Genomic DNA, 21,934 nt, shown 5'->3' with positions numbered 1-21,934 from the left:
GCCGGACAAAGTCCGGCTTTGTTAGCTGCAACAGACCAAGATCAGTTCTTGGACTGGTCAACCAGCTTGTTCTTGGCGATCCACGGCATCATTGCGCGCAGTTCGGCGCCCACCTTCTCGATCGGATGCTCGGCGTTCAGACGACGACGGGCAGTCATGCTCGGGTAGTTGGTCTTGCCTTCCAGGATGAACATCTTGGCGTATTCGCCGGACTGGATGCGGTACAGCGCTTTTTTCATCGCTTCCTTGGTGGCGGAGGTCACCACTTCCGGGCCGGTCACGTACTCGCCATACTCCGCGTTGTTGGAGATGGAGTAGTTCATGTTGGCGATGCCGCCTTCGTACATCAGGTCAACGATCAGCTTCAGTTCGTGCAGACACTCGAAGTAGGCCATTTCCGGAGCGTAACCGGCTTCGGTCAGGGTTTCGAAACCGGCTTTCACCAGTTCAACCGCGCCGCCGCACAGTACAGCCTGCTCGCCGAACAGGTCGGTTTCGGTTTCTTCACGGAAGTTGGTCTCGATCACGCCACCCTTGGTGCCGCCGTTGGCAGCAGCGTAGGACAGGGCGATGTCGCGGGCCTTGCCGGACTTGTCCTGGTACACGGCGATCAGGGTCGGCACACCGCCGCCCTTCACGTACTCGGAACGCACGGTATGGCCCGGGCCTTTCGGGGCGATCATGATCACGTCCAGGTCGGCGCGCGGCACGATCTGGTTGTAATGCACGTTGAAGCCGTGAGCGAAGGCCAGCGCAGCGCCCTGCTTGATGTTGGCGGCGATTTCGCGGTAGTACACGTCCGGCTGGGATTCGTCCGGCAGCAGGATCATTACCACGTCGGCAGCTTTCACTGCGTCGGCAACTTCTTTTACCTGATGGCCGGCGGCCTCAGCTTTTTTCCACGATGCGCCATCTTTGCGCAGGCCGACGATCACGTTGACGCCGGATTCCTTCAGGTTCTGCGCGTGGGCGTGGCCCTGGGAGCCGTAACCGATGATGGCGACCTGCTTGCCCTTGATGATGGAGAGGTCAGCGTCTTTGTCGTAGAAAACTTTCATTTCATGTCCCTAGTTGTTCTCGGGCAGCGGGTAGCCGCCCTGGTGATTTCAGATCTTCAAAATACGTTCGCCGCGACCAATGCCGGATGCACCGGTACGCACCGTTTCCAGGATCACTGAACGGTCGATCGCCTCGATAAAGGCGTTGAGCTTTTCGCTGGTACCAGTGAGCTCGATGGTGTAGGTCTTTTCCGTCACGTCGATGATGCGACCGCGGAAGATATCCGCCATGCGCTTCATTTCTTCACGATCCTTGCCGGTGGCACGGACCTTGATCAACATCATCTCGCGTTCGATATGGTCGGACTCGTTGAGGTCAATCACCTTGACCACCTCGATCAGCTTGTTGAGCTGCTTGGTGATCTGTTCGATGACTTCGTCGGACCCATGGGTGACGATAGTCATCCGCGACAGTGTCGGGTCTTCGGTGGTCGACACCGTTAGCGAATCGATATTGTATGCGCGGGCGGAAAAAAGTCCTACTACTCGCGAGAGTGCGCCCGCTTCGTTTTCCAAAAGAATAGAAAGGATGTGTCGCATTCTTACGCCTCAGCACATGTTGCCGTAGTCACGGTTGTTCTCGAACGGAGCGATCTGCAGCTCGCGCATGTGCGGCGGCAAGTCCATCTGGTCCAGGCCCTTGCCGTTCTGGATCATCGGGAACACGTTCTCGGACTGGTCGGTACGGAAGTCCAGGAAGACCAGACGTTCCTTCAGTGCCGGGCTGAAGGCTTCACGCAACACCGGCTCTACATCGGCCGGGTTTTCCACCTTGATGCCGATGTGGCCGTAGGCTTCGGCGATCTTCACGAAATCCGGCAGCGCGTCCATATAGGACTCGGAGTAGCGGGTGCCGTAGAAGAACTCCTGCCACTGGCGCACCATGCCCAGGTAGCGGTTGTTGAGCGCCACCACCTTCACCGGGGTGTGGTACTGCTTGGCGGTGGACAGCTCCTGGATATTCATCTGGATGGAGCCTTCGCCGGTGATACAGGCCACCTGCGCGTCCGGGTTGGCCAGCTGTGCGCCGATGGCGGCAGGCAGGCCGAAACCCATGGTGCCGAGGCCGCCGGAGTTCAGCCACTGCTTGGGGCGCTTGAACGGGTAGTACTGCGCCGCCCACATCTGGTGCTGACCCACGTCGGAGGTGATGATGGCATCGCCGCCGGTGATCTCGTACAGCTTCTGCACCACGTACTGCGGCTTGATCAGCTCGGTGGACGGGGTGTACAGCAGGCTGTTGTAGCTGCGCCATTGCTCGATCTGCTTCCACCAGCCGGCCAGGTGCTGCTCGTTGGTCTTCAGGCCGCTCTGCTTGAACAGGTCGATCATGTCGCGCAGCACATGCTTCACGTCACCAACGATGGGCACATCCACCTTCACGCGCTTGGCGATGGAGGACGGGTCCACGTCGATGTGCACGATCTTCTTCGGCTGCGACAGGAAGTGCGACGGGATGCTGATGACGCGGTCGTCGAAACGCGCGCCCACGGCGATCAGCACATCGCAGTACTGCATGGCCATATTGGCTTCGTAGGTGCCATGCATGCCCAGCATGCCGAGGAACTGCTGATCCTGTCCCGGATAGGCGCCCAGGCCCATCAGGGTGTTGGTACACGGCACACCCAGCATCTTCACCAGCTCGGTGACTTCAGCGGCGGCATTGCCCTGCACTGCACCACCGCCCACGTAGATATACGGGCGCTTGGCTTCGGCCAGCAGGTTGACGGCTTTCTTGATCTGGCCCGGGTGACCACGGGTAACCGGCACGTAGGAGCGGATGCTCACGCTTTCCGGGTAGTGGAACTCGGCCTTGGCCTGGGTCACATCCTTGGGCACATCCACCACCACCGGGCCGGGACGGCCGGTTTTGGCGATGTAGAACGCCTTCTTGATGGTGGCCGCCAGTTCGTTGATGTCCTTCACCAGGAAGTTGTGCTTCACGCACGGGCGGGTAATACCCACCATGTCCACTTCCTGGAAGGCGTCCAGACCGATGGCGGGTGTCGGCACCTGGCCGGAAATCACCACCATCGGGATGGAATCCATATAAGCAGTGGCGATGCCGGTGACCGCGTTGGTTGCGCCCGGGCCGGAAGTGACCAGAGCCACGCCGACCTTGTCGCTGGAACGCGAGTAAGCATCAGCGGCATGCACCGCGGCCTGCTCGTGGCGGACCAGTACATGCTTGAACTGTTGCTGACGGAAAATTGCGTCATATATTTCGAGTACCGCGCCGCCGGGGTAGCCGAATACGAATTCGACTCCTTCTTCCTGCAGGCTGCGAACTACGATCTCCGCGCCCGATATCTGCATTTTTGCCTCTTTGTATTTCAGGTTATTTTTGTCCCGTGATGAATGAACTTAACCCAAGCCAGAAAGCACGGTCAAGCGCTTTTGTGCAGGTGCAAAAAAGCGGCAAAAACTTGCAAAAACAGCCACTTTTCGGGGGTAGGCGGGGCGGGGCCGCTTTGATAACATGCCGTATTGACCGCACTGGCGGCCAGGCTATTCGATAACGACACCCCATTTCATGACATCCGCAGCCACTCCCGGCCTTCCGCGCCGCTTTGCTTCCCTCTGCTATGAATTGCTGCTGCTGGCAGCCATCGTGTTCACCGTTGCCGCGGTGTTCACCCCCTTGCTGACCTGGGGCAATCACGCACTGCCGCTGGAATGGCTATACAAATTGACCATGGCTGCGGTGCTGTACGGCTATTTCGGCTATTGCTGGGTGAAAAGCGGCCAGACGCCGGCAATGAAAACCTGGCGCATCAAGCTGGTAACGCGCGATGACGGCCCGCTGGGTTGGCCGCATGCCGCGGTGCGCTTCGTGGTGGCGCTGATGCTGTTCGTCGGCGTGCCCATCATCTCCTTCCTGGCCTGGCAGCGTGCCAGCGGCGAAACCCGCGCCGCGATGTGGATCGCCATGTCGTGGTGGCTGCTGCCGCTGCTGTGGCCGTTCACTGACCCGGACCGCCAGTTCCTGCACGACCGCCTGGCCGGCACCCGCCAGATCGTCGCCCCCAGGGGCGAGCGCAGCTAAGCGCCTTCGCCGCAAATGAAAAAGCCCTTGCGCAATGCACAAGGGCTTTTTGTATTCCGGCGCAAACCGGCTAGGGCAATGCGGCCAACTTGTCCGCCCGCGGCGCGGCCCACTGCCAGCGCTGCTTCCACGCCCCCACCACCAGGTTGGGGTAATCGGGCTGCCCCAGGCTGCCGTTATAGCGGCCCAGCGCGCGGAACAGGTTGCCGCCTTCCATATTGATGTAATGGCGCAGAATGGTGCAGCCGTAGCGCAGGTTGGTGGTGAGGTCGAACAGATTGTGGCCGGGCGCGCCGATGCTGCGCACCCAGAACGGCATCACCTGCATCAGCCCGCGCGCGCCCACCGGCGAAATGGCGTACTTGTTGAAGCCGCTTTCCACCTGGATCAGCCCCAGCACCAGCTGCGGGTCCAGCCCGGCGCGGGTGGCCTCGTACTGCACCGCGGTCAGCAGCCGCTCGCGCATCCACTGGTCCGGGATGCGCGATTGCAGCCGGCGCGACATCTCCGCCAGCCACAGCGGGCCTTCGCGGACATCCTCGAACACCAGCCGCGGCGCGTTCACATCCGACACGCTGCGCGACATCGCCGAGGCCACGTTGGCCGCAAGCGCCTCTTCGCGCTGCGCACCCGCCCACACCGGGGTGGCGGCGAGCAGGGCAACGGAGAGAAGGGCAAGCAGCGGAGCGCGCATTACGGGGCAACCTTGTCTGAACGTAGGGCGGGCATGGCCTGACGGCCTTGGCCCACCCTTCGGTTTAGCCCAGTTTGGCCAGCAGGTGGGCCAGAATATCGGCCGGCGCCACCGCGGTGGCTTCGCTGTCGCGGCGGTGCTGGTATTCCAGCTTGCCTTCCTTCAGGCCACGGTCGCCGATGGTGACGCGGTGCGGCGCGCCGATCAGCTCCCAGTCGGCGAACATCGCACCCGGGCGCTCGCCACGGTCGTCGATGATCACGTCCACGCCCTTGGCCTGCAGCTCGCCGTACAGCTGGTCGGCGGCGGCCTTCACCGCTTCGGAGCGGTCGTAGCCCACCGGGCAGATCACCACGCTGAACGGCGCGATGCTGTCCGGCCAGATCATGCCCTTGTCGTCGAAGTTCTGCTCGATGGCGGCGCCCAGGATGCGGGTAACGCCGATGCCGTAGCAGCCCATCTCGAAGTGCTTGGGCTTGCCGTCTTCATCCAGGAAGGTGGCATCCATGGCCTTGGAGTACTTGGTGCCCAGGTAGAACACATGGCCCACCTCGATACCGCGCTGGATATCCAGCGTGCCCTTGCCGTCCGGGGAAGCATCGCCCACCACCACATTGCGCAGGTCGGCCACTTCCGGCTCCACGCAGTCGCGCACGAAGTTGGCGCCGGTGTAGTGCTGATCATCCTCGTTGGCGCCGATCACGAAGTCGGCCATCTTGGCCACGGTGCGGTCGGCTATGATGCGGCCCTTGAAGCCCACCGGGCCCAGCGAGCCGGGGTTGGCGCCGAAGGCCTTGTTGATCAGCGCCGGGGTGGCCATGGTCAGCGGCTTCTTGATGCCGGCGATCTTCTCCGCCTTCACCTCGTTCAGCTCATGGTCGCCGCGCACCATCATCAGCACCGCGTCGCCCTCTTCGCCTTCCACCACCAGCGCCTTCACCGTGGCCTTGATGTCGATGTTCAGGAAGCGCACCAGGTCGGCAATGGTCTTCACGCCCGGGGTGTGCACCTTGGTCAGCGCCTCGCCGGCGGCGGCGCGCTCGCCGGCCGGGGCTACCGCCTCGGCCAGCTCGATGTTGGCCGCATAGTCGGAATTCGGGCAGTACACGATGGCGTCTTCGCCGGTTTCGGCAATCACCTGGAATTCATGCGAGCGGTCGCCGCCGATGGCGCCGGTATCGGCCGCCACCGCGCGGTAGGTCAGGCCCAAGCGGTCGAAAATGCGGCAGTAGGCGGCGTACATATTGTCGTAGCTCTTGCCGGCATCATCCGCGCTGCGGTCGAAGGAGTAGGCATCCTTCATGGTGAACTCGCGGCCGCGCATCACGCCGAAACGCGGGCGGCGCTCGTCGCGGAACTTGGTCTGGATCTGGTAGAAGTTCTTCGGCAGCGCACGGTAGCTGCGCAGCTCGTTGCGGGCGATGTCGGTCACCACTTCCTCGGAAGTCGGCTGGATCACGAAATCACGCTCGTGGCGGTCCTTGAAGCGCAGCAGCTCGTCACCCATGCCGTCGAAACGACCGGTTTCCTGCCACAGGCCGGCCGGCTGCACCACCGGCATCACGATCTCGATGGCGCCGGCGCGGTTCATTTCCTCGCGCACGATGTTCTCCACCTTGCGCAGCGAGCGCAGGCCCATCGGCATCCAGTTGTAGACACCGGCGGCAACTTTACGGATGAAACCGGCGCGCAGCATCAGCTTCTGGCTGACGATGTCGGCATCGGCGGGGGCTTCTTTCAGGGTGGAAATGAAAAACTGCGAGGCGCGCATGGGCGGGGTTCCTTGGAAATGCTGCAAAATGACGTTGATTGTAGCGGGTAGCGGCGACAAGGGGAAAGGTTGGCCGCATGTGCGACAGCAGCTGGCGGCCGCTCGCCGCGTGCACTGGCGGAATTGACCCGCAACCATGATTCCGACATATTTCCGGGCACCCGTTTTCACCTGTCCGCCCATGCAAACCATCGCCACCCTGGCCATCCTGTTTACCGGTTATTCCCTGTTCTGCGCCCTGGCCCTGGGCCTGGGCCATTTCCGCCGGTACAGCACGCCGCTGGCCGGCCTTGCCGGGCAGATTCTGCTGCTGGCACTGGCGGCGCTGCAGCTGTGCCACTTTGCCTGGCTGTATCTGGACCTGCCCTGGGTACTGCAGCGGCCCTACTTTGTCACCCTGTACCTGGTGGCACCGGCGTTTTACCTGTTCAGCCGCCCGCTGCTGCAGCCGGAGGCAAACAACGCGCATCCGGCACTGCTGCTGCACGGTCTGCCGGTATTGCTGAGCGTATGGGTGCCGCCGGGCTTCGCGCTGCCGCTGGCCTTCAGCATTGGTGCCGGCTACCTGCTGTGGCTGCTGCGCGTGCTGTACCCGCTGCGCCAGGAGCGGGAAAACTTCCACCGCGAGATGCTGCTGCTTGGCGCGGTATTCGCCATCGCCAGCGGCGTCTCGCTGCTGGGGCTGCTACAGACCACGCTGCCCGGCAAGCTGTTCTACAGCCTGTACGCCATAGCCATCGGCCTTGCCTTTCTGCTGGTACAGCTGACCCTGGCCATGCGCCCGCAGCTGGAAGAAGAGGTCAATGCCACGGTGCACACCGCCTATAGCAACACCACGCTGGGCAATGTGGACTGCGATGCCGCGCTGGCACGGCTGGCAGCGCTGATGCAAACGCAGCAGCTGTACCTGGACGCCGAGCTGAGTCTGGCCGGCCTCGCCGAGGCCATGAGCCTGAGCAGCCACCAGCTGTCCGAGCTGCTCAACAGCTGCCTAGGCAAAGGCTTTGCCCGCTACCTGCGCGAGCAGCGCGTCGCCGCTGCGCAGCGCATGCTGTGCGAGGAACCCGGCGCCTCGGTGCTGTCTGTCGGCCTGAGCGTGGGCTTCACTTCGCAGTCCAATTTTTACGAAGCCTTCCGCGAAATCGCCGGCACCACGCCCGGGCAGTATCGCAAGCTGCACCAGGGGCAACCGGCAGCGCCGGCAAACTGATGGTTTTTTCTCCGGAATGATCTTTCCGGAGCAATAAATTGCTCCTATCCGGCCAAAGCGGAGGTTTACCCTGCGCTGAGACACGAAACTGGGATCTCCACACTTCACCGGGAGATCGCCATGAATGCCTACCTCCAGCTACTGCTTGCCGCGCTGATCAGCCTCATCGCCAGCGTGGCCGTACTACGCGCACTGTCCACACCGCTGCACAACCTGCTGTCCCGGCTGTGCCCCAGCGAACACGCCGCCGCCTTCTGGCTGAGCTACACCCGCGTGATGCTGACCATCGCCCCGCTGCTGCTGACGCTGCTGGTCAGTCTGTTCACCACCGGTGTCGCCCCACTGAACAGCCTGCACCTGGTGCTGATCGCCACCCTGGCCGGCTTGCTTCTGGGTCTGCGCAGCATAGGCACACGCCTGGGCCGCTTCATTCCCCAGCCGCCGGCCGCTTCCCCGGCCGCCACGCCGGAGGCACAGCAATGAATATCGTGCTTGCCGGCGCCAGCGGCTTCATCGGCCGCCACCTGAGTGCCGCCCTACTGGCAGCCGGCCATCGCGTGCAGCCGCTGTCTCGCCGCCACGGCACCGACGTCAACCAGCTGCAAAGCGCGCAGCACTGGCTGCCCCATCTGGCGAGTGCCGATGTGGTGATCAACGTTGTGGGCATCATCGCCGAACAGCCGGGGCAGCGCTTTGCCACCCTGCACACGCAGGCCCCCTGCGCGCTGTTCGATGCCTGCGTGCAGGCCGGTATTTCACGGGTGATCCAGATTTCGGCACTGGGCTGCGACGACAGCGCCTTCACCCCCTACCACCTGAGCAAGCTCGCCGCCGACCGCCATCTGCGCAGCCTGCCGCTGGACTGGCTGGTGCTGCGCCCCTCGCTGGTCTACGGCCCGGGCAGTGCCAGCAGCGCCGCCTTCATGCAGCTGGCGCGCCTGCCGCTGCTGCCACTGCCGAACGGTGGCCGCCAGCTGGTGCAGCCGGTACACATCAGCGATGTAGTGGCCGCCGTGCAACAAGCACTGGCGCAAGGTGTGGCCGGCCAGAGCGTGGACGTGGTGGGGCCGCAGCCGCTGAGCTTTGCCGACTGGCTGCAGACCATGCGCGCGGCACGCGGGCAGGCGCCGGCGCCGGTGCTGGCCATTCCGCCGGCATTGCTGCTGGCCCTGCTGCGTGTCGGTCGCCACCTCAACCCGGTACTGCAGCCGGACAACCTGCGCATGCTGCTGGCCAGCCGTGCGGCCAACCCCGAGCCGCTTGCCCGGCTGCTGGGGCGCCCGCCGCTGTCGCCCTCGCCGCGCCTGTTCTTTCACGCCGCTACACAAGGAGAAAGCTCATGAGCTACGCACTGATCAAAACCCTGCACATTCTCAGCATGGTGCTGCTGTTCGGCACCGGCCTCGGCAGCGCCTTCTACAAATGGATGGCCGACCGCAGCGGCGATGTCGCGCACATCGCCGTGACCAACCGCCACGTGGTACTGGCCGACTGGCTGTTCACCACCCCCACCGTGATCTTCCAGCCGGCCAGCGGCCTCTACATGCTGCAGCAGCTGGGCCTGCCGCTCACCACCCCGTGGGTTGCCGCCACCCTGACGCTGTACACACTGGCCGGCATCTGCTGGCTGCCGGTGGTGTGGCTGCAGATCCGCATGCGGCAGATCGCCGCCAGCAGCTGTGCGCAACACACCGCCCTGCCGCCGCTGTACTGGCAGTACGCCCGCTGGTGGTTCTGGCTCGGCGTGCCCGCCTTCAGTGCCATGGTGCTGGTGGTGGCGCTGATGGTTTTCAAACACCTCCCCGGAGCACAATGATGAGCAGCCTGATGCAACAGATTCTGGGCAGGCACTGGCATCAGCTGCCAGCCGCCTTGCAGGCCCATTACGTAGCTGGCCACAGCGTGGAGCATGGCCACCTGGACATCCACTACCCGCTTGCCATGCAGCCGCTGCTGCAACTACTGCACCTGATGGGCGCGCTGATACACCGTCGCGGCCGGCAACTGCCCACCGAGGTGCGCAAGGACGATCAGCAGGGCCGGCAGCGCTGGCAGCGCCGCATCGTCTTTCCCGACGGCAGGGTTCTGCGTTTTGACAGCCGCTGGGAGGCCGGCAAGCCTGGCCAGCTGATCGAATACATCAACCCGGTGCTGGGGCTGGCGATGACGCCCTATGTGGTCGGCCAGCAGCTGCACTACCGCGGCGAGAGCTTTATCGTCCGGCTTGGCCCGTTACGGCTGCCGCTGCCCGAATGGTTGCTGGGCCACACCAGCATCGTGGAAGAGGCACTGGACGATAACCGCTTTGCCATGGACTTCCGCCTGACCCACCCGCTGCTGGGCGAGGTGTACCGCTACAGCGGCATCTTCGACACTCATGCGGCCAACGCCGAGGCAAGTCCGACGACGATGCCGCAGCCTTAAGCCGGCCGCTGCTGCTCGAAGCGCTCGCGGGTGGTGCTGTAGCCATCGCCACCCAGCTTGCCGATGGCGTCCAGCAATGCGGCATCCACCGCGCCGTCCTGCAGCAGTGCGTCGTCCACGCTGATGCCCAGCACGTCCAGCAGCATCAGGCTGCCGCCCATCGGGCCGTCGCCGATGCGCTGGATATCGCGCAGCCGGCATTCGATACGCGCCCTGGCCAGGGCGACACCCGGGGCGGCTACCCACTGGCTGGCACAAGGGGCCAGGCCGGCGGCGGCGAACTCGCTGTCGCCATAGGGCAGCGGCGCGCAACTGGCATTCATCGCCGCGGCCAGTTCATGGCTGACGATATTCACCACGCATTCGCCGTTGGCCGCGAGATTGCGCAGCGTGTCCTTGTCGCCACCGTGACGCGGGTTCACCTGGCTGACCAGCAGCACCGGCGGCGACAGGCTGGCCACGGTGAAAAAGGAATACGGCGCAAGGTTGGCCGCACCATCCGGGCCGCGGGTGCTGATCCAGGCGATGGGGCGCGGCGTTACCAGTGCGGTAAGCAGGCGGTAGATGGCGTTGCTGTCGAGTTGCTGGCAGGCGTAGTTCATGTATCTGCTACAAAATGGCGATGCGCCATGGTGCACGGCATCGCAGCCGTCTGCCAACTCAGCGACCCGGGTAGCACTGCCGCATGGCCTGCGGCAGGCTGGCGACCAGCTGCGGCTGCTGCCGCACGTAGTCGTGCGCCAGGTACAGCCCCAGCGGTTTGTCCTGCAGCAGAACCGAGCGCACCCGGCTGGCCACGCCGCGCTTGGCGATCAACGCTTCCATGGCCAGGTTGGCCGCCACGACGGCATCGGCGCGGCCGGCCAGCAGCACATCCAGTATCTGGTCATGCTCCGGCGGGCTGACGCTGATGCGGTAGCCGTGATCCAGCAGCCACTGCTGCATATTGGAGCCGGCATAGGCGCCCACCCTGGCGCGCTGGGCGAAGTCCGGCGCGGCCGGGTCCAGCGGGTTGTCGCGCCGCAGGTACCAGCGCCATTCTTGCGGCGCCGCCGGGCCGAACCACTGCGCATGCACGTCGCGCTGCGGATTGCGCGAGGCGGGGAAGTAGCCGTCTGCCGCACCGCTTTCCACCAGCCGCTGCGCCCGCGACCAGGACACGAAGCGGATCACCACGCTCTGCCCGCTGCGCTGCAGGGCGCAGCGCACCGCCTGCAAGGCCAGGCCGTACTGACGGCCGTCCGGCTGTTGCATGGCGTACGGCGCCTGCTGCTGGGTGAGCAGCAGCAATGGCCGTGCCGCAAGCTGGCCGGCCCACAGCAGGCTGGCAATTAAGCTGATGATGCGCACGGTGGCGGGCATCCCCGGAGATGAAAACCCTTAAAGCATAATCAATACGGGTGAAACGCGAAAAACATTTATTGAAAAACCTCACTTTTGTGCAGTAAGGCTTTTATGAGGATTTATTGCCTGCACGGTCACGCGAAGAACGCCGGCGCACACGCGGACGCGGGCCGGACAAACCGTCGCCCAGCCTGCCAGCCCGAGGTTGGCCGCAGCGGTTTCAGTTTTCCGGCAGCACCCGCCCGATGCTGGCCGACAGCCGCGCCCAGTCGAAATACGGGCCGGGGTCGCTCTTGCGGCCGGGGGCGATGAACTCGTGGCCGGTAATTGCCGTCACGCCGCAGTCGCGCTGCAGCAGCGCCGCCAGCGCCGCCAGCGTGCGGTACTGCGCATGGCAGAACGGCTCGTAGTCGCAGCCTTCCATTTCGATGCCCAGCGAAAAATCGTTGCAGCGTTCGCGACCGTGCCACTGCGACACGCCGGCATGCCAGGCGCGGCGGCTGGTGGGCACGAACTGCAGCAGGCTGCCATCGCGGCGGATGAAGAAATGGCAGGACACCCGCAGGCCGGCAATGGTGGCGTAGTACGGGTGCTCGTCCGGGTCCAGGCTGTTGCTGAACAGCTGCGGCACGCCCGGCCCGCCGTACTGGTAAGGCGGCAGGCTGATGTTGTGGATCACCAGCAGCGGCGTGGCAGCCGGTGCGGCAAAATCATCGCAGTTGGGCGATGGCAGTTTTTCCGCCTCGCACACCCAGCCATCGGCATCCAGCTGCAACACCAGCGGGCTATCGTCGCGCTGCCAGGCCAGCGCCAGCAGCGGCAGGCCGTCCGGCGCGGCAAATTCGCGCACCACACTGAAGCCGGCCTTGCGGTAGCAGCGCAGTGCCGCCTGGTTGGCGGCGGCGGTCATCACCGTGGCGTGCTGCACCGGCGCCAGCGCGGCGCTGAGCAGGCGCCCGGCCCAGCCCTCGCCCAGCCGCTGCGGCGCTACCAGCGTACGTTCGATATCGATGCCGCCGTCCGCCAGCGCTCTGGCCAGCAGCAGGCCGCACAGCGTGCCGGCCTCGTCATACGCCGCCAGCAGCTGGCGGCTATCGGCGGCAATGGCAGCCGCGTCCGGCCACAGCCGCGGTACGGGGTAGCCCTGCAGCCAGGCCACTTCCAGCGCATGGGCGGCATCGTGCAGCGCCAGCGCGGCAGCAAGGTTGGCCGCATCGCGCGGCAGCGGGCGAATCTGGAAAGGAACGCTCATCGCGGCAGTCCGTCTCAACGGGCAAAGGTGCACTTTACCGCAACAGCCTGCCCCACGGCAGACGCCGGAAGTTGAGCGCCGTCATAGGCAGGCAACACTTGCAGCGCGATACTGCGGCCAACCTTTATCGCAGGAGACTGCCATGCTCAAGCTCGATTCCCTGTCCGCCGCCGCGCCGTCCTTCGATGCGCCGCTGGAGATGCTGAACGCCTGTCACGACAAGGTGCGCCACTTCTGCCAGCAGCTGGACGCGCTGCCGGCCTATATCGATGCCAACGGCCGCAGCACCGCGGTAACCAATACCATCGCCGGCATCGTGCGCTATTTCGAGGTGGCCGGCCCGGCGCACCACCAGGATGAAGAGGACGAACTGTTCCCGCTGATCATGGCGCGCCAGCCGGAGGCGGCGCCCAAGATCGAGCAGCTGCTGGGTGAGCACGGCTACCTGCATGCGCGCTGGAACGCCATCCGCGACGACCTGAACGCCTACGCCGCCGGCAGCCTGAGCGGGCTGAACGCCGGCGAGATCCACGAATTCACCCGCCTGTACCGCGAGCACGCCGCCCGCGAGGAAGCCTGGCTGTTCCCCACTGCCGAGGCGCTGATCAGCGCCGATGAGCTGTACGCCGCCGGCCAGCGCATGGCCGCGCGCCGCACCGCCTGACGCGCTTCACCCGGCCGGCGGCCGTGCTACTGTGAAACTCTGGGAGCGGCCAGCGGCATCGTGCCTGCAGGCAGCCTTACCCGGACGCCACGCCGGCTAGTGCGTGGCGGGTCGCCATCCGCCGGAGGTGATCATGCGCCTGCCCCTGTTGCCCCTGCTGCTGGCCAGCCTGCCCGCCATGGCCGCCCTGCAGAACGAGAACCTGGTGGAAAACCTGCCGGCCGGCTACAAGATCGACTTCCAGACCGAGAAGGACGACCTGGTGATGACCGAGATGGTGCCGGCGGCGCAGTCGGTGCACCGCTGGGACGAGATGCTCACCACCCAGGTGTTTCTGGGCATGCATACCACCACGCCGCAGGATTTTCGCGACGTGATGGTGCGCCAGTGGCAGTTCTCCTGCCCGGGCAGCGATTACGACGTGCTGGCCGATGGCCGCGACAACGGCTACCCGTTTGCGCTGTGGTATCTGTCCTGCCCCAACAACCCCGCCACCGGCCAGCCGGAACTCACCTGGTTCAAGGCGATACAGGGGCACGACAGCTTCTACGTGATCCAGAAGGCGTTCAAGTTCAGCCCCAGCAAGGCGCAGCAGAGCGAATGGCTGCAGTACCTGCGCAGCGTGCAGCTGTGCGACAGCCGGCTGGCCGACAGCGCCTGCCCGGCGCTGGACTGAGGTTGGCCGCAAGGCCGGCGGGCTAGGCGCCATAAACAGCAAGGGCTCCCTGCGGGAGCCCTTGTCCATTACCTCAACCGTCGCCTCAGAATCTGTTTACGATCTCGCGAGCTAAGGGGAGACAAGGCGAAAACTGCTGAGGAAGCGGAGTTGACATGAAGTCAATGAGCATTCCGAAGACGTTTTCAACGCAGTATCACCGACGCGCAGCAGATCGTAAGCAGGTTCTCATGCGGTGAGCTTGAGCAACTCGGCAAACGCCTTCTCGAACAGCACCAGGCCGTCCTGCTGCAGCTTCTCGCCCACCACGTCGAAATCCACGCCGGCAGCCTGTGCTGCCGCCAGGGTGGCGCGCGCGGCGGCCACATCCTGGCCCAGGGTGGCGGCAGCGTTGCCGTGGTCGCGGAACAGCGCCAGGGTGGCATCCGGCACGGTGTTGACGGTTTCCTCGCCGATCAGGCTTTCCACGTACAGCACGTCGGAGTAGGCCTTGTTCTTGGTACCGGTGGATGCCCACAGCAGGAACTGGGCGCGGGCGCTTGCCGCCTTCAGCGCGGCGAACTCAGCGCCGTGGAAGCGCTCCAGGTAGCGCTGGTAGGCCACGCGCGACAACGCCACCGCCACCTTGCCCTGCAGCTCGGCCGGCAGCTGTTCGTCCAGCAGGCTGTCCACCCGCGACAGGAAGAAGCTGGCCACCGCCTTGATGTGGCCCAGCGGCAGGCCGGCGGCATGGCGTGCAGCCAGGCCGGCGATGTAGGCATCCCACACGGCCTCTACTTGGCGCAAAGAGAACAGCAGGGTGATGTTGACGTTGACACCCTCGGCGGTGAGCTGGCGGAAGGCGGCAATGCCTTCGGCCGTGGCCGGGATCTTGATCATGGCGTTGGGGCGGTCGATGGCCGCCCACAGCCGGCGTGCAGCCGCCAGGGTGCCGGCTTCGTCGCGCGACAGTTCCGGCGATACTTCCAGCGACACGTAGCCATCGTCGCCGCCGGTGGCGCGGTACTGCGCCAGGTTCAGGTCGCAGGCGGCCTGGATGTCGGCGATCACCAGCGTCTCGTAGCGCTGCTCGGCGGACAGCGCGGCATTGGTTTTCAGCTGCGCCAGCTCGTCGCGGTAGCGCGGGTCGGTGCTGATGGCCTTGTGGAAGATGGCCGGGTTGGAGGTGACGCCGGCAATGCCGTCTTCCTGCAGCAGGCGGGCGAGTTCGCCGGAGGCCAGCAGTTCACGGGACAGGTTGTCCAGCCAGATGCGCTGGCCGAACGGGCGGATGGCTTGCAATCGATTCATGTGTGCTACTCGAAAAGGGCTGGAAAACGGGAAATGTCGTCAGGCCATGCTAACCCGATGCCGGCATGAAGCAAAGCCACTACAGCACCGTTGCTCAATCGACGAAATCGAACACCAGCGCCGCGGCCAGCAAGGGCTGCACCATGGCGACGAACTGCTGGTGCGCCGGGTGCACCAGGTAGGCATCGCGCTCGGCAACGCCGGCAAACTGCAGCAGCCAGCCGTGGGTAAAGCCCTGCGCCAGGCCTTCCGGGCTGACATCCGGGCCATGGCGGAAATCGCTGACCACCCCGGTGGCGGCCACCAGCGCGGCGAACTCGGCCTGCACCCGGGCGATGGTGTCGGCGTCGGTATGGTCGGGAAAGCGGAACAGTACGATGTGATGCAGCATGATGAGCCTCCGGTAGCAGCGTCAAAAAAGACAAAAGGTTGGCCGCAGCCAACCTTTTGAGCGTAGCTCATGCCGTTTCAGGCCACCTGTTCCGGGCTGAACACCACGCTGAACTCGCTGCCCTTGTCCGGCTCGCTGCGTACCTCCAGCCGGGCATGGTGCCGCATCAGTACGTGCTTGACGATGGCAAGGCCGAGGCCGGTGCCGCCGCTGTTGCGCGAGCGGCCGCGGTCCACGCGGTAGAAACGCTCGGTCAGGCGCGGCAGGTGTTCGGCCGGAATGCCGATGCCGGTATCGGCCACCGAGAACGCCACACGGCCGTCGTCCAGCTCGCGCCAGCGCAGGGTGATGTTGCCGCCTTCCGGCGTGTAGCGCACCGCGTTGGATACCAGGTTGCCGAACGCCGAGTGCAGCTCCTGCTGGTTGCCCAGCAGATTGCGGCCGCTGTCGCGCTGCAGTTCGATACTGTGCCGCCCCTGCGACAGGCCTTCGGCCTCCACCTGCAGCGTATCCAGCATGGATGTCATGTCCACCGGCTCCTGCAACGCATGCAGCGGGCTGTTTTCGATGCGCGACAGGGTGAGCAGGTCTTCCACCAGGCTCTGCATGCGCCGTGACTGTTCCAGCATCATCGGCAGGAAATGCTGCAGCGTGGCAGCGTCCACTTCTTCCATGTCCGACAGCGTTTCCAGGAAGCCGCCCACCACGGTAAGCGGTGTGCGCAGCTCGTGCGACACATTGGCCACGAAGTCGCGGTGCACGGTCTGCACCCGCTCCAGCTGGGTGATGTCGCGAGTGAGCAGCAGCTTGCGCTTGATGTCGAACGGCACCAGCTGGACGGACAGCACCAGCTCCTGGCCGCTGGCGCCGTTGCGCAGGATCAGCGGCTGGCTGTAGCGCTGCTCGGCCATGTAATCGTGGAATTCCGGCTCGCGCACCAGGTTCAGGATCTGGCTGCCGATATCGCGGCGGCGATCCAGCCCCAGGTGCTCCACCGCCATCGGGTTGATCCACTCGATGCGGTCGTACTCGTCCAGCACCACCACGCCGTCCGGCATCGCCTCGCTGGCGTTAATGAAGCGGTCCAGCACGATGGCCAGCCGGCGCTTGCTCTGCTTCTGGCGGCGCGCCTGGCGGTACAGCGCCATGAACACGGTGTTCCACGGGCCGAAGCCGTCCGGCACGCGGCGCGGCGCCGGGCGTTCCAGCCAGCGCAGCAGCTGCGCCAGGTGGTAGAGGTGAAAGCCCAGCCAGGCCACCAGCAGGCCCAGCATCAGGCTGATGCCAGACAGCGGCCCCCATACCAGGCCGCAAATCAGCGCTACGGCGGCAAGTGCGACCAGTGTTACCAGCCGCATGATCAGGAATTCGGCCAAGACCTACCCCTGTGCCGAAAAACGGTAGCCGGTGCCGCGCACGGTCTGGATCAGCCCGTCGTGGCCGGTGGGCTCCAGCGCGCTGCGCAGGCGGCGGATGTGCACGTCCACGGTGCGCTCTTCCACGAATACGTGGTCGCCCCATACCTGGTCCAGCAGCTGGGTGCGCGAATGCACCCGCTCGGCATGGGTCATGAAGAAGTGCAGCAGGCGGAATTCGGTGGGGCCCAGGTCGATGCTGCCGCCATTGCCCTGCACGCGGTGGGTTACCGGGTCCAGGCGCAGGCCTTTCACTTCCACCGCGTCGTCGGTCATCTGCGGCGCACGGCGGCGCAGCACCGCCTTGATGCGCGCCAGCAGCTCGCGCGGCGAGAACGGCTTGGTGATGTAGTCATCGGCGCCGGCCTCCAGGCCCTGCACCTTGTCCTGCTCGTCGGAACGCGCAGTCAGCATGATGATGGGGATCTGGCGGGTGCGCTCGTCGGCGCGCAGCTTGCGGGCGATTTCCACGCCGGAAGCGCCTGGCAGCATCCAGTCCAGCAGGACCAGATCCGGCAGCGCGTTCTTTACCAGGGTCAGCGCCACTTCGGCGGTACTGGCACGCAATACGTGATGGCCGGCCTGAACCAGATTGAAGGCGATCAACTCCTGGATCGCCGGCTCGTCTTCTACGAGCAGAATATTGGCGGGCATGCTTATCCTCCCATGGCAATTATGGCAAGGATAGAAACTGATCGTTACAGAAATGTGACACTTCACCAAGCCGGCCTGTCATTGACATGGCCGCGGTGTTCACGGCAGTTCCATATAGAATGCCGGCCACTTGGCGAGCTTGTACGACGGGAGAAAAAAAAACGGCCTGTCCGATTGGGACAGGCCTGAAGAGGTCAACTGCCGGCGCCGGGCGCCAACAGTCTTAAAGACCAGGGACAAAGAGATCACCAGAACAGTTCAAAGATGCTCAGGGACATTGAGCACCCTCACAACAGATCCAGAAGTCGAAGCTTCGGGCGCGGACCCTAGTGCTTCAACACGGGGCGAATTTTACGGACGATAATGGCCGCTGGTAATGGGCATTCGAAGGATTTTCTTCCTCCGGAGTTTGTATACAATCTATTTTTGGCCCGTAGACTTTGGAATCGAAAGAATGGACAAGTTCGACCGCAAAATCCTTGTTGCACTGCATGAAAACGGCCGTCTGAGCTTTGCGGAACTTGCCCGCCGGGTGAACCTTTCGGCACCTGCCGTCGCCGACAGGGTGGAAAAACTGGAACGAAGCGGCGTAATCAGCGGCTACCGCGCAATCATCAGCCCCGACAAGCTGGGCTACCCCATCCAGTGCGTCATCGAGCTGACGGTGAAAAACCTGGAGTACTACGGCGTGGTGGAAAAGCTCAAGAACATGCCGGAGATCATCGCCTGCGATTCGATTACCGGCAGCAGCGGCCTGATGATACGCGTGGCGGTGGGCAGCATGAGCACGCTGCAGGAAGTCATCGCCCGCCTGATGCAGTACGGCGATACCAAGACCTCGATGGTGATCGATCAGCCGGTACCGCCGCGCATGCCCCAGTTGGGCGACGACTGACTCAGGCGTCCAGCAGCCGCGCTTTCTGCAGTTTCACCGCGCCGGCCACCTTGGCCACGGTATCGCCCAGATGGGTGTAAGGGTGATGGATGCCGGCGTACAGCACGCCGGAGGTGCTGGCACGCACCTCGCTTGAGCGGCCCTCCACCGCGTCCACCACCTCGGCCACCAGTTGCCCGGCTTCAATCCAGTCGCCCATGGCGGCATGCAGCACCACAACTCCGGCATGCGGCGCCAGCAGCGTTTCCGAGCCTTCCAGCGGCGTGGGCGGATACGGCAGCGGCGGCAGTGGCGGCGCCGCTTCGGCCAGCAGGCCCTGGTGGCGCAGAAAGTCCAGGATGGCGGCGGCATCCTGCCGCGCCAGTTCGTGATTCACATCCTGCTGCCCGCGCAGCTCCACCGTGACCGACACGCTGTCCACCGGCACCGGCTTGCCCGGCAAGGCATCGCGAATGCGCAGCCAGGGCATGAAGATGGCCTCGTCGAAAGGCATGCCGCCGTAGGAGTCGGCCAGCAGGGACACCGGGCAGCCCAGGTAGGCGGCCAGTGCTTCCACCCGCGGCCATTGCTCGTTGTTGGCATAGATGTGGATGGCGCCGCGCCATTCGCAGTGCAGGTCGATGACCAGGTCGGCGTCCACCGCCAGCAGGTGCAGCTGCTGGCGCAGGCTGGCCAGCTCGCTGTCCACCGTTTGCGCTTGCAGCGCCTCGCGCAGCGCCTGGCGGATCAGCGTGCGGTTGTGGTCGATATCGTCGCCGAGCTTGTCCGCCACCGCGGCAACCACCGCGGCCGAGGGTTCGGCGTATTGGCGGTTGAAGTTCTCGCCGCTGTCCAGCTCGAAACGGCCCACCGCATTGTGCAGCACGCGCTGCGCCAGGCCCATGGGGTTGGCCATCGGCACCAGCACCACTTCACCGTTCAGCTTGCCTGCCGCCTCAAGGCGGCTCAGCGCCTCGCGCAGATGGTGGCTCACCAGCATGCCGGGAATCTCGTCGGCGTGCAGGCTGCTCTGGATGTAGACCTTGCGCGGCCAGCCGCCGGCCGCCGGCGCGCCGAAATGGTAGCTGGTCAGTTCGTGGTAGCGCCCGATGCTGGCGGATGCCAGCCTGTGCCTTTCTTGTCTCATGCGGCTTCTCCTCTGTTTCGCGCGGCAAAACGCTACCTTACCACCGCGGTGGTGGCGGCCAGAAACCGCCACCGGGCCAGGTGGCCCACCGGACAGGTAGCCATGCCGCGCAGCAGGATGACGAACCGTGGCAGGCAGGTAATTGCCCCACTACACACCCCACCCCTACTGTTGCCAGGGGATTTCGCCATGTTGTTGCCCGATTACACCCCGCCCCCTGCCGCAGCAAGCGTGCGGCCAACCTTGCGGCCACTACCGCTGGCCGCAAAAAAAATGCCCACCCTTGTTGGGCAGGCGAGTGGGTCTATGCACAAAAGAAGCAACAGAAGAACCAAAGAGCGAGGCAACCGTCTCCACACGGCTGCCGGTATGAAACCTGGCCGCCGGCCTGCGCCGGCGGCGTGGCGCTTACTTGGCCGCGGCCCAGGCCTGGGCGGTATCCAGCATGCGGTTGGAGAAGCCCCATTCGTTGTCGTACCAGGACAGCACCTTCACCTGGCGACCGTCGATCACGCGGGTCAGCGTGGAATCGAACACGCTGGACGCCGGGTTGTGCATGAAGTCGATGGACACCAGCGGCAGGGTGTTCACTGCCAGCACGCCCTTGAGCGCACCGTTGGCCGCAGCGGTGACGATCTCGTTCACCTCGGCCACGCTGGTATCGCGCGCGGCGGTAAAGGTGAGATCCACCAGCGATACGTTGGCGGTAGGTACGCGCACGGCGAAGCCGTCCAGCTTGCCTTTCAGCTCCGGCAGCACCAGGCCCACGGCAGCGGCGGCGCCGGTCTTGGTCGGAATCATCGACAGCGCGGCGGAACGGGCGCGGCGCAGATCGCTGTGTTCGGTATCCAGCAGCACCTGGTCATTGGTGTAGGAATGCACGGTGGTCATCAGGCCATGCACCACGCCCAGGGTGTCGTTCAGCGGCTTCACCAGCGGCGACAGGCAGTTGGTGGTGCACGAAGCGTTGGAGACGATGCTCATGTCGCTGCGCAGGGTGTTGTCGTTCACACCGAACACGATGGTGGCGTCGGCATCGTCCGCCGGGGCGGAGATCAGCACCTTCTTGGCACCGGCCTGCAGATGCAGGCCGGCCTTGTCGCGCTTGGTGAAGATGCCGGTACATTCCAGCACGATGTCCACGCCCATCTCGCCCCACGGCAGCTCGGCCGGGTTGCGTACCGACAGCAGCTGGATGGGTTTGCCGTTCACCACCAGCTTGTCGCCTTCCAGCGCCACGCTGCCGGGGAAGGGGCCGTGGATGGAGTCGAACTTGGTGAGGTGTTCGTGCAGTTCCGGGTTGCCCAGATCGTTGATGGCAACGATTTCAATGCCCTTGTCGGCAAAACGTTCCTGCCAGGCGCGCAATACCATGCGGCCGATGCGGCCGTACCCGTTGATGGCCAGTTTCAGTGCCATGTCTGTCTCCTTGTTTGCGGGTGATCTCTGCGTGCCTGTTGCACGCCTGTTGTGCAACCATCGTTCTCTCATTCGCGCTTGTACTCAACGGTTTTCATGACTGTAGTGTGTGCACTACCAACACTTCTCACCGTAGCAAAGTGCCATGCTGGTGCAGGAGGAATTTGCTGCTTGCCTGGTATCGATACCAGCGCGTTCGTCATACCGCTCAGGCAAAGGCGTGCCAGACCGTAGCCCAAGCGGCCCACTTATGCGGCCAACGTTGTTGTTCCACATGTTGTAGGGCGGGTTGAACCAAGGGTTCATACCCGCGCACAACCAACCACCTCACGCGGGTATGGCCTGCGGCCAACCCGCCCTACGGCAGACTCCTACCCGACAATTACGCCCACAAAACAAACAGCAGAACCGAACCGACGTGCCCCAATCCCGTTGGCGCGAGCCGGGCAAAACGGTGCGCCCCAGGTTTTAAGACGCCGATCTGTCTGAATCCCGAGCCGTTAGCGAGGGACGAGTTCGGCGGCGCCTGGGGCGTGCCTTTTTGCACGGGGTTTCGAGTGGCCGTCGGGGAGCCGGGGATTGTTAAGGGGGCCGCGGTGGCCCCC

23 protein-coding genes and 1 pseudogene are annotated in these 21,934 nt (G+C 64.5%); 9 read left to right on the top strand and 15 right to left on the bottom strand.

The features are described 5' to 3' along the window. Positions 1–41 precede the first annotated feature (41 nt). From ilvC to ilvB, 3 genes are read right to left on the bottom strand one after another with little or no spacing between them, the layout of a single operon-like run. Entirely contained in the window at positions 42–1,058 is a 1,017-nt protein-coding gene (gene ilvC / locus PSELUDRAFT_RS06410; RefSeq protein ID WP_088966058.1) for a ketol-acid reductoisomerase, read from the bottom strand. 48 nt (positions 1,059–1,106) lie between these two features. Beyond that, positions 1,107–1,598: an acetolactate synthase small subunit gene (ilvN, locus tag PSELUDRAFT_RS06405; RefSeq protein WP_088966057.1), complete on the bottom strand. Its 492-nt coding sequence runs from the start codon at positions 1,596–1,598 to the stop codon at positions 1,107–1,109. Between the two features lie 9 nt (positions 1,599–1,607). After that, the gene (ilvB, locus tag PSELUDRAFT_RS06400) at positions 1,608–3,374 is read right to left on the bottom strand and encodes a biosynthetic-type acetolactate synthase large subunit (protein ID WP_088966056.1); all 1,767 of its coding nucleotides are present in this window, start codon (positions 3,372–3,374) and stop codon (positions 1,608–1,610) included. 217 nt (positions 3,375–3,591) lie between these two features. Between ilvB and PSELUDRAFT_RS06395 the strand changes: the two genes are divergently transcribed. After that, complete coding sequence (locus PSELUDRAFT_RS06395; protein ID WP_088966055.1) at positions 3,592–4,104, top strand: RDD family protein; 513 nt, start codon at positions 3,592–3,594, stop codon at positions 4,102–4,104. 70 nt (positions 4,105–4,174) lie between these two features. Here PSELUDRAFT_RS06395 and PSELUDRAFT_RS06390 read toward each other — a convergent pair whose 3' ends face one another. Further along, positions 4,175–4,798, bottom strand: coding sequence for a lytic transglycosylase domain-containing protein (locus PSELUDRAFT_RS06390; protein ID WP_088966054.1), 624 nt, complete (start codon positions 4,796–4,798; stop codon positions 4,175–4,177). A gap of 64 nt (positions 4,799–4,862) precedes the next feature. Continuing rightward, positions 4,863–6,569, bottom strand: a complete 1,707-nt coding sequence (locus tag PSELUDRAFT_RS06385) for a proline--tRNA ligase (protein WP_088966053.1) — start codon at positions 6,567–6,569, stop codon at positions 4,863–4,865. Positions 6,570–6,750: 181 nt separating this feature from the next. Here PSELUDRAFT_RS06385 and PSELUDRAFT_RS19740 point away from each other — a divergent pair, with 181 nt between their 5' ends. From PSELUDRAFT_RS19740 to PSELUDRAFT_RS06360, 5 genes are all read left to right on the top strand, one after another. Further along, on the top strand, positions 6,751–7,779 hold the full coding sequence (locus PSELUDRAFT_RS19740; protein ID WP_231895319.1) for a helix-turn-helix domain-containing protein: 1,029 nt from the start codon (positions 6,751–6,753) through the stop codon (positions 7,777–7,779). Positions 7,780–7,899: 120 nt separating this feature from the next. Then, positions 7,900–8,262: a hypothetical protein gene (locus PSELUDRAFT_RS06375; protein ID WP_088966052.1), complete on the top strand. Its 363-nt coding sequence runs from the start codon at positions 7,900–7,902 to the stop codon at positions 8,260–8,262. Further along, positions 8,259–9,122: an NAD-dependent epimerase/dehydratase family protein gene (locus PSELUDRAFT_RS06370; protein WP_088966051.1), complete on the top strand. Its 864-nt coding sequence runs from the start codon at positions 8,259–8,261 to the stop codon at positions 9,120–9,122. Before PSELUDRAFT_RS06375 ends, PSELUDRAFT_RS06370 begins: the two co-directional genes overlap by 4 nt. Next, positions 9,119–9,595 (top strand): DUF2269 domain-containing protein, encoded by a 477-nt coding sequence (locus tag PSELUDRAFT_RS06365; protein WP_088966050.1) that lies wholly within the window; start codon positions 9,119–9,121, stop codon positions 9,593–9,595. The genes PSELUDRAFT_RS06370 and PSELUDRAFT_RS06365 overlap by 4 nt, the downstream gene beginning before the upstream one ends. Before the next feature lie 11 nt (positions 9,596–9,606). Continuing rightward, positions 9,607–10,203, top strand: a complete 597-nt coding sequence (locus PSELUDRAFT_RS06360) for a DUF4166 domain-containing protein (protein WP_197693940.1) — start codon at positions 9,607–9,609, stop codon at positions 10,201–10,203. Here the strand turns inward: PSELUDRAFT_RS06360 and PSELUDRAFT_RS06355 are convergent. The 4 genes and pseudogenes from PSELUDRAFT_RS06355 to PSELUDRAFT_RS20075 form a co-directional block, all read right to left on the bottom strand. Then, positions 10,200–10,805: a flavin reductase family protein gene (locus PSELUDRAFT_RS06355; protein WP_088966048.1), complete on the bottom strand. Its 606-nt coding sequence runs from the start codon at positions 10,803–10,805 to the stop codon at positions 10,200–10,202. The genes PSELUDRAFT_RS06360 and PSELUDRAFT_RS06355 overlap by 4 nt on opposite strands. 58 nt (positions 10,806–10,863) lie before the next feature. Then, on the bottom strand, positions 10,864–11,553 hold the full coding sequence (locus PSELUDRAFT_RS06350) for an ABC transporter substrate-binding protein (protein ID WP_157725033.1): 690 nt from the start codon (positions 11,551–11,553) through the stop codon (positions 10,864–10,866). Positions 11,554–11,767: 214 nt separating this feature from the next. Beyond that, positions 11,768–12,322, bottom strand: coding sequence for a 1,6-anhydro-N-acetylmuramyl-L-alanine amidase AmpD (ampD, locus tag PSELUDRAFT_RS20080; protein WP_369800108.1), 555 nt, complete (start codon positions 12,320–12,322; stop codon positions 11,768–11,770). 48 nt (positions 12,323–12,370) lie between these two features. Further along, a pseudogene (locus PSELUDRAFT_RS20075) lies at positions 12,371–12,799 on the bottom strand (GNAT family N-acetyltransferase); the annotation flags it as partial. 142 nt (positions 12,800–12,941) lie between these two features. Here PSELUDRAFT_RS20075 and PSELUDRAFT_RS06340 point away from each other — a divergent pair. Both PSELUDRAFT_RS06340 and PSELUDRAFT_RS06335 read left to right on the top strand, forming a co-directional pair. Further along, complete coding sequence (locus PSELUDRAFT_RS06340) at positions 12,942–13,463, top strand: hemerythrin domain-containing protein (protein WP_088966045.1); 522 nt, start codon at positions 12,942–12,944, stop codon at positions 13,461–13,463. A 133-nt stretch (positions 13,464–13,596) separates the two neighbouring features. After that, the gene (locus tag PSELUDRAFT_RS06335; protein ID WP_157725032.1) at positions 13,597–14,139 is read left to right on the top strand and encodes a hypothetical protein; all 543 of its coding nucleotides are present in this window, start codon (positions 13,597–13,599) and stop codon (positions 14,137–14,139) included. A 228-nt stretch (positions 14,140–14,367) separates the two neighbouring features. On the opposite strand, the gene tal is transcribed toward PSELUDRAFT_RS06335, so the two are convergent. The 4 genes from tal to phoB all read right to left on the bottom strand — a co-directional run bounded on the left by tal (position 14,368) and on the right by phoB (position 17,889). Further along, complete coding sequence (gene tal, locus PSELUDRAFT_RS06330; RefSeq protein WP_088966043.1) at positions 14,368–15,429, bottom strand: transaldolase; 1,062 nt, start codon at positions 15,427–15,429, stop codon at positions 14,368–14,370. Positions 15,430–15,523: 94 nt separating this feature from the next. Further along, positions 15,524–15,820, bottom strand: coding sequence for a Dabb family protein (locus PSELUDRAFT_RS06325; RefSeq protein ID WP_088966042.1), 297 nt, complete (start codon positions 15,818–15,820; stop codon positions 15,524–15,526). Between the two features lie 77 nt (positions 15,821–15,897). Next, positions 15,898–17,196: a phosphate regulon sensor histidine kinase PhoR gene (phoR, locus tag PSELUDRAFT_RS06320; RefSeq protein WP_231895318.1), complete on the bottom strand. Its 1,299-nt coding sequence runs from the start codon at positions 17,194–17,196 to the stop codon at positions 15,898–15,900. Positions 17,197–17,199: 3 nt separating this feature from the next. After that, complete coding sequence (gene phoB, locus PSELUDRAFT_RS06315; RefSeq protein ID WP_088966041.1) at positions 17,200–17,889, bottom strand: phosphate regulon transcriptional regulator PhoB; 690 nt, start codon at positions 17,887–17,889, stop codon at positions 17,200–17,202. Between the two features lie 454 nt (positions 17,890–18,343). On the opposite strand from phoB, the gene PSELUDRAFT_RS06310 reads away from it, so the two are divergent. Continuing rightward, complete coding sequence (locus PSELUDRAFT_RS06310; protein ID WP_088966040.1) at positions 18,344–18,784, top strand: Lrp/AsnC family transcriptional regulator; 441 nt, start codon at positions 18,344–18,346, stop codon at positions 18,782–18,784. A 1-nt stretch (position 18,785) separates the two neighbouring features. On the opposite strand, the gene PSELUDRAFT_RS06305 is transcribed toward PSELUDRAFT_RS06310, so the two are convergent. Continuing rightward, positions 18,786–19,910 (bottom strand): succinylglutamate desuccinylase/aspartoacylase family protein, encoded by a 1,125-nt coding sequence (locus PSELUDRAFT_RS06305; RefSeq protein ID WP_088966039.1) that lies wholly within the window; start codon positions 19,908–19,910, stop codon positions 18,786–18,788. 408 nt (positions 19,911–20,318) lie between these two features. Continuing rightward, positions 20,319–21,329, bottom strand: a complete 1,011-nt coding sequence (gap, locus tag PSELUDRAFT_RS06300; protein WP_088966038.1) for a type I glyceraldehyde-3-phosphate dehydrogenase — start codon at positions 21,327–21,329, stop codon at positions 20,319–20,321. Positions 21,330–21,934: the final 605 nt, after the last annotated feature.

The organism is Vogesella sp. LIG4, from assembly GCF_900090205.1.
Lineage (GTDB): Bacteria > Pseudomonadota > Gammaproteobacteria > Burkholderiales > Chromobacteriaceae > Vogesella.
This window is presented reverse-complemented; position numbering and strand designations above follow the sequence as displayed.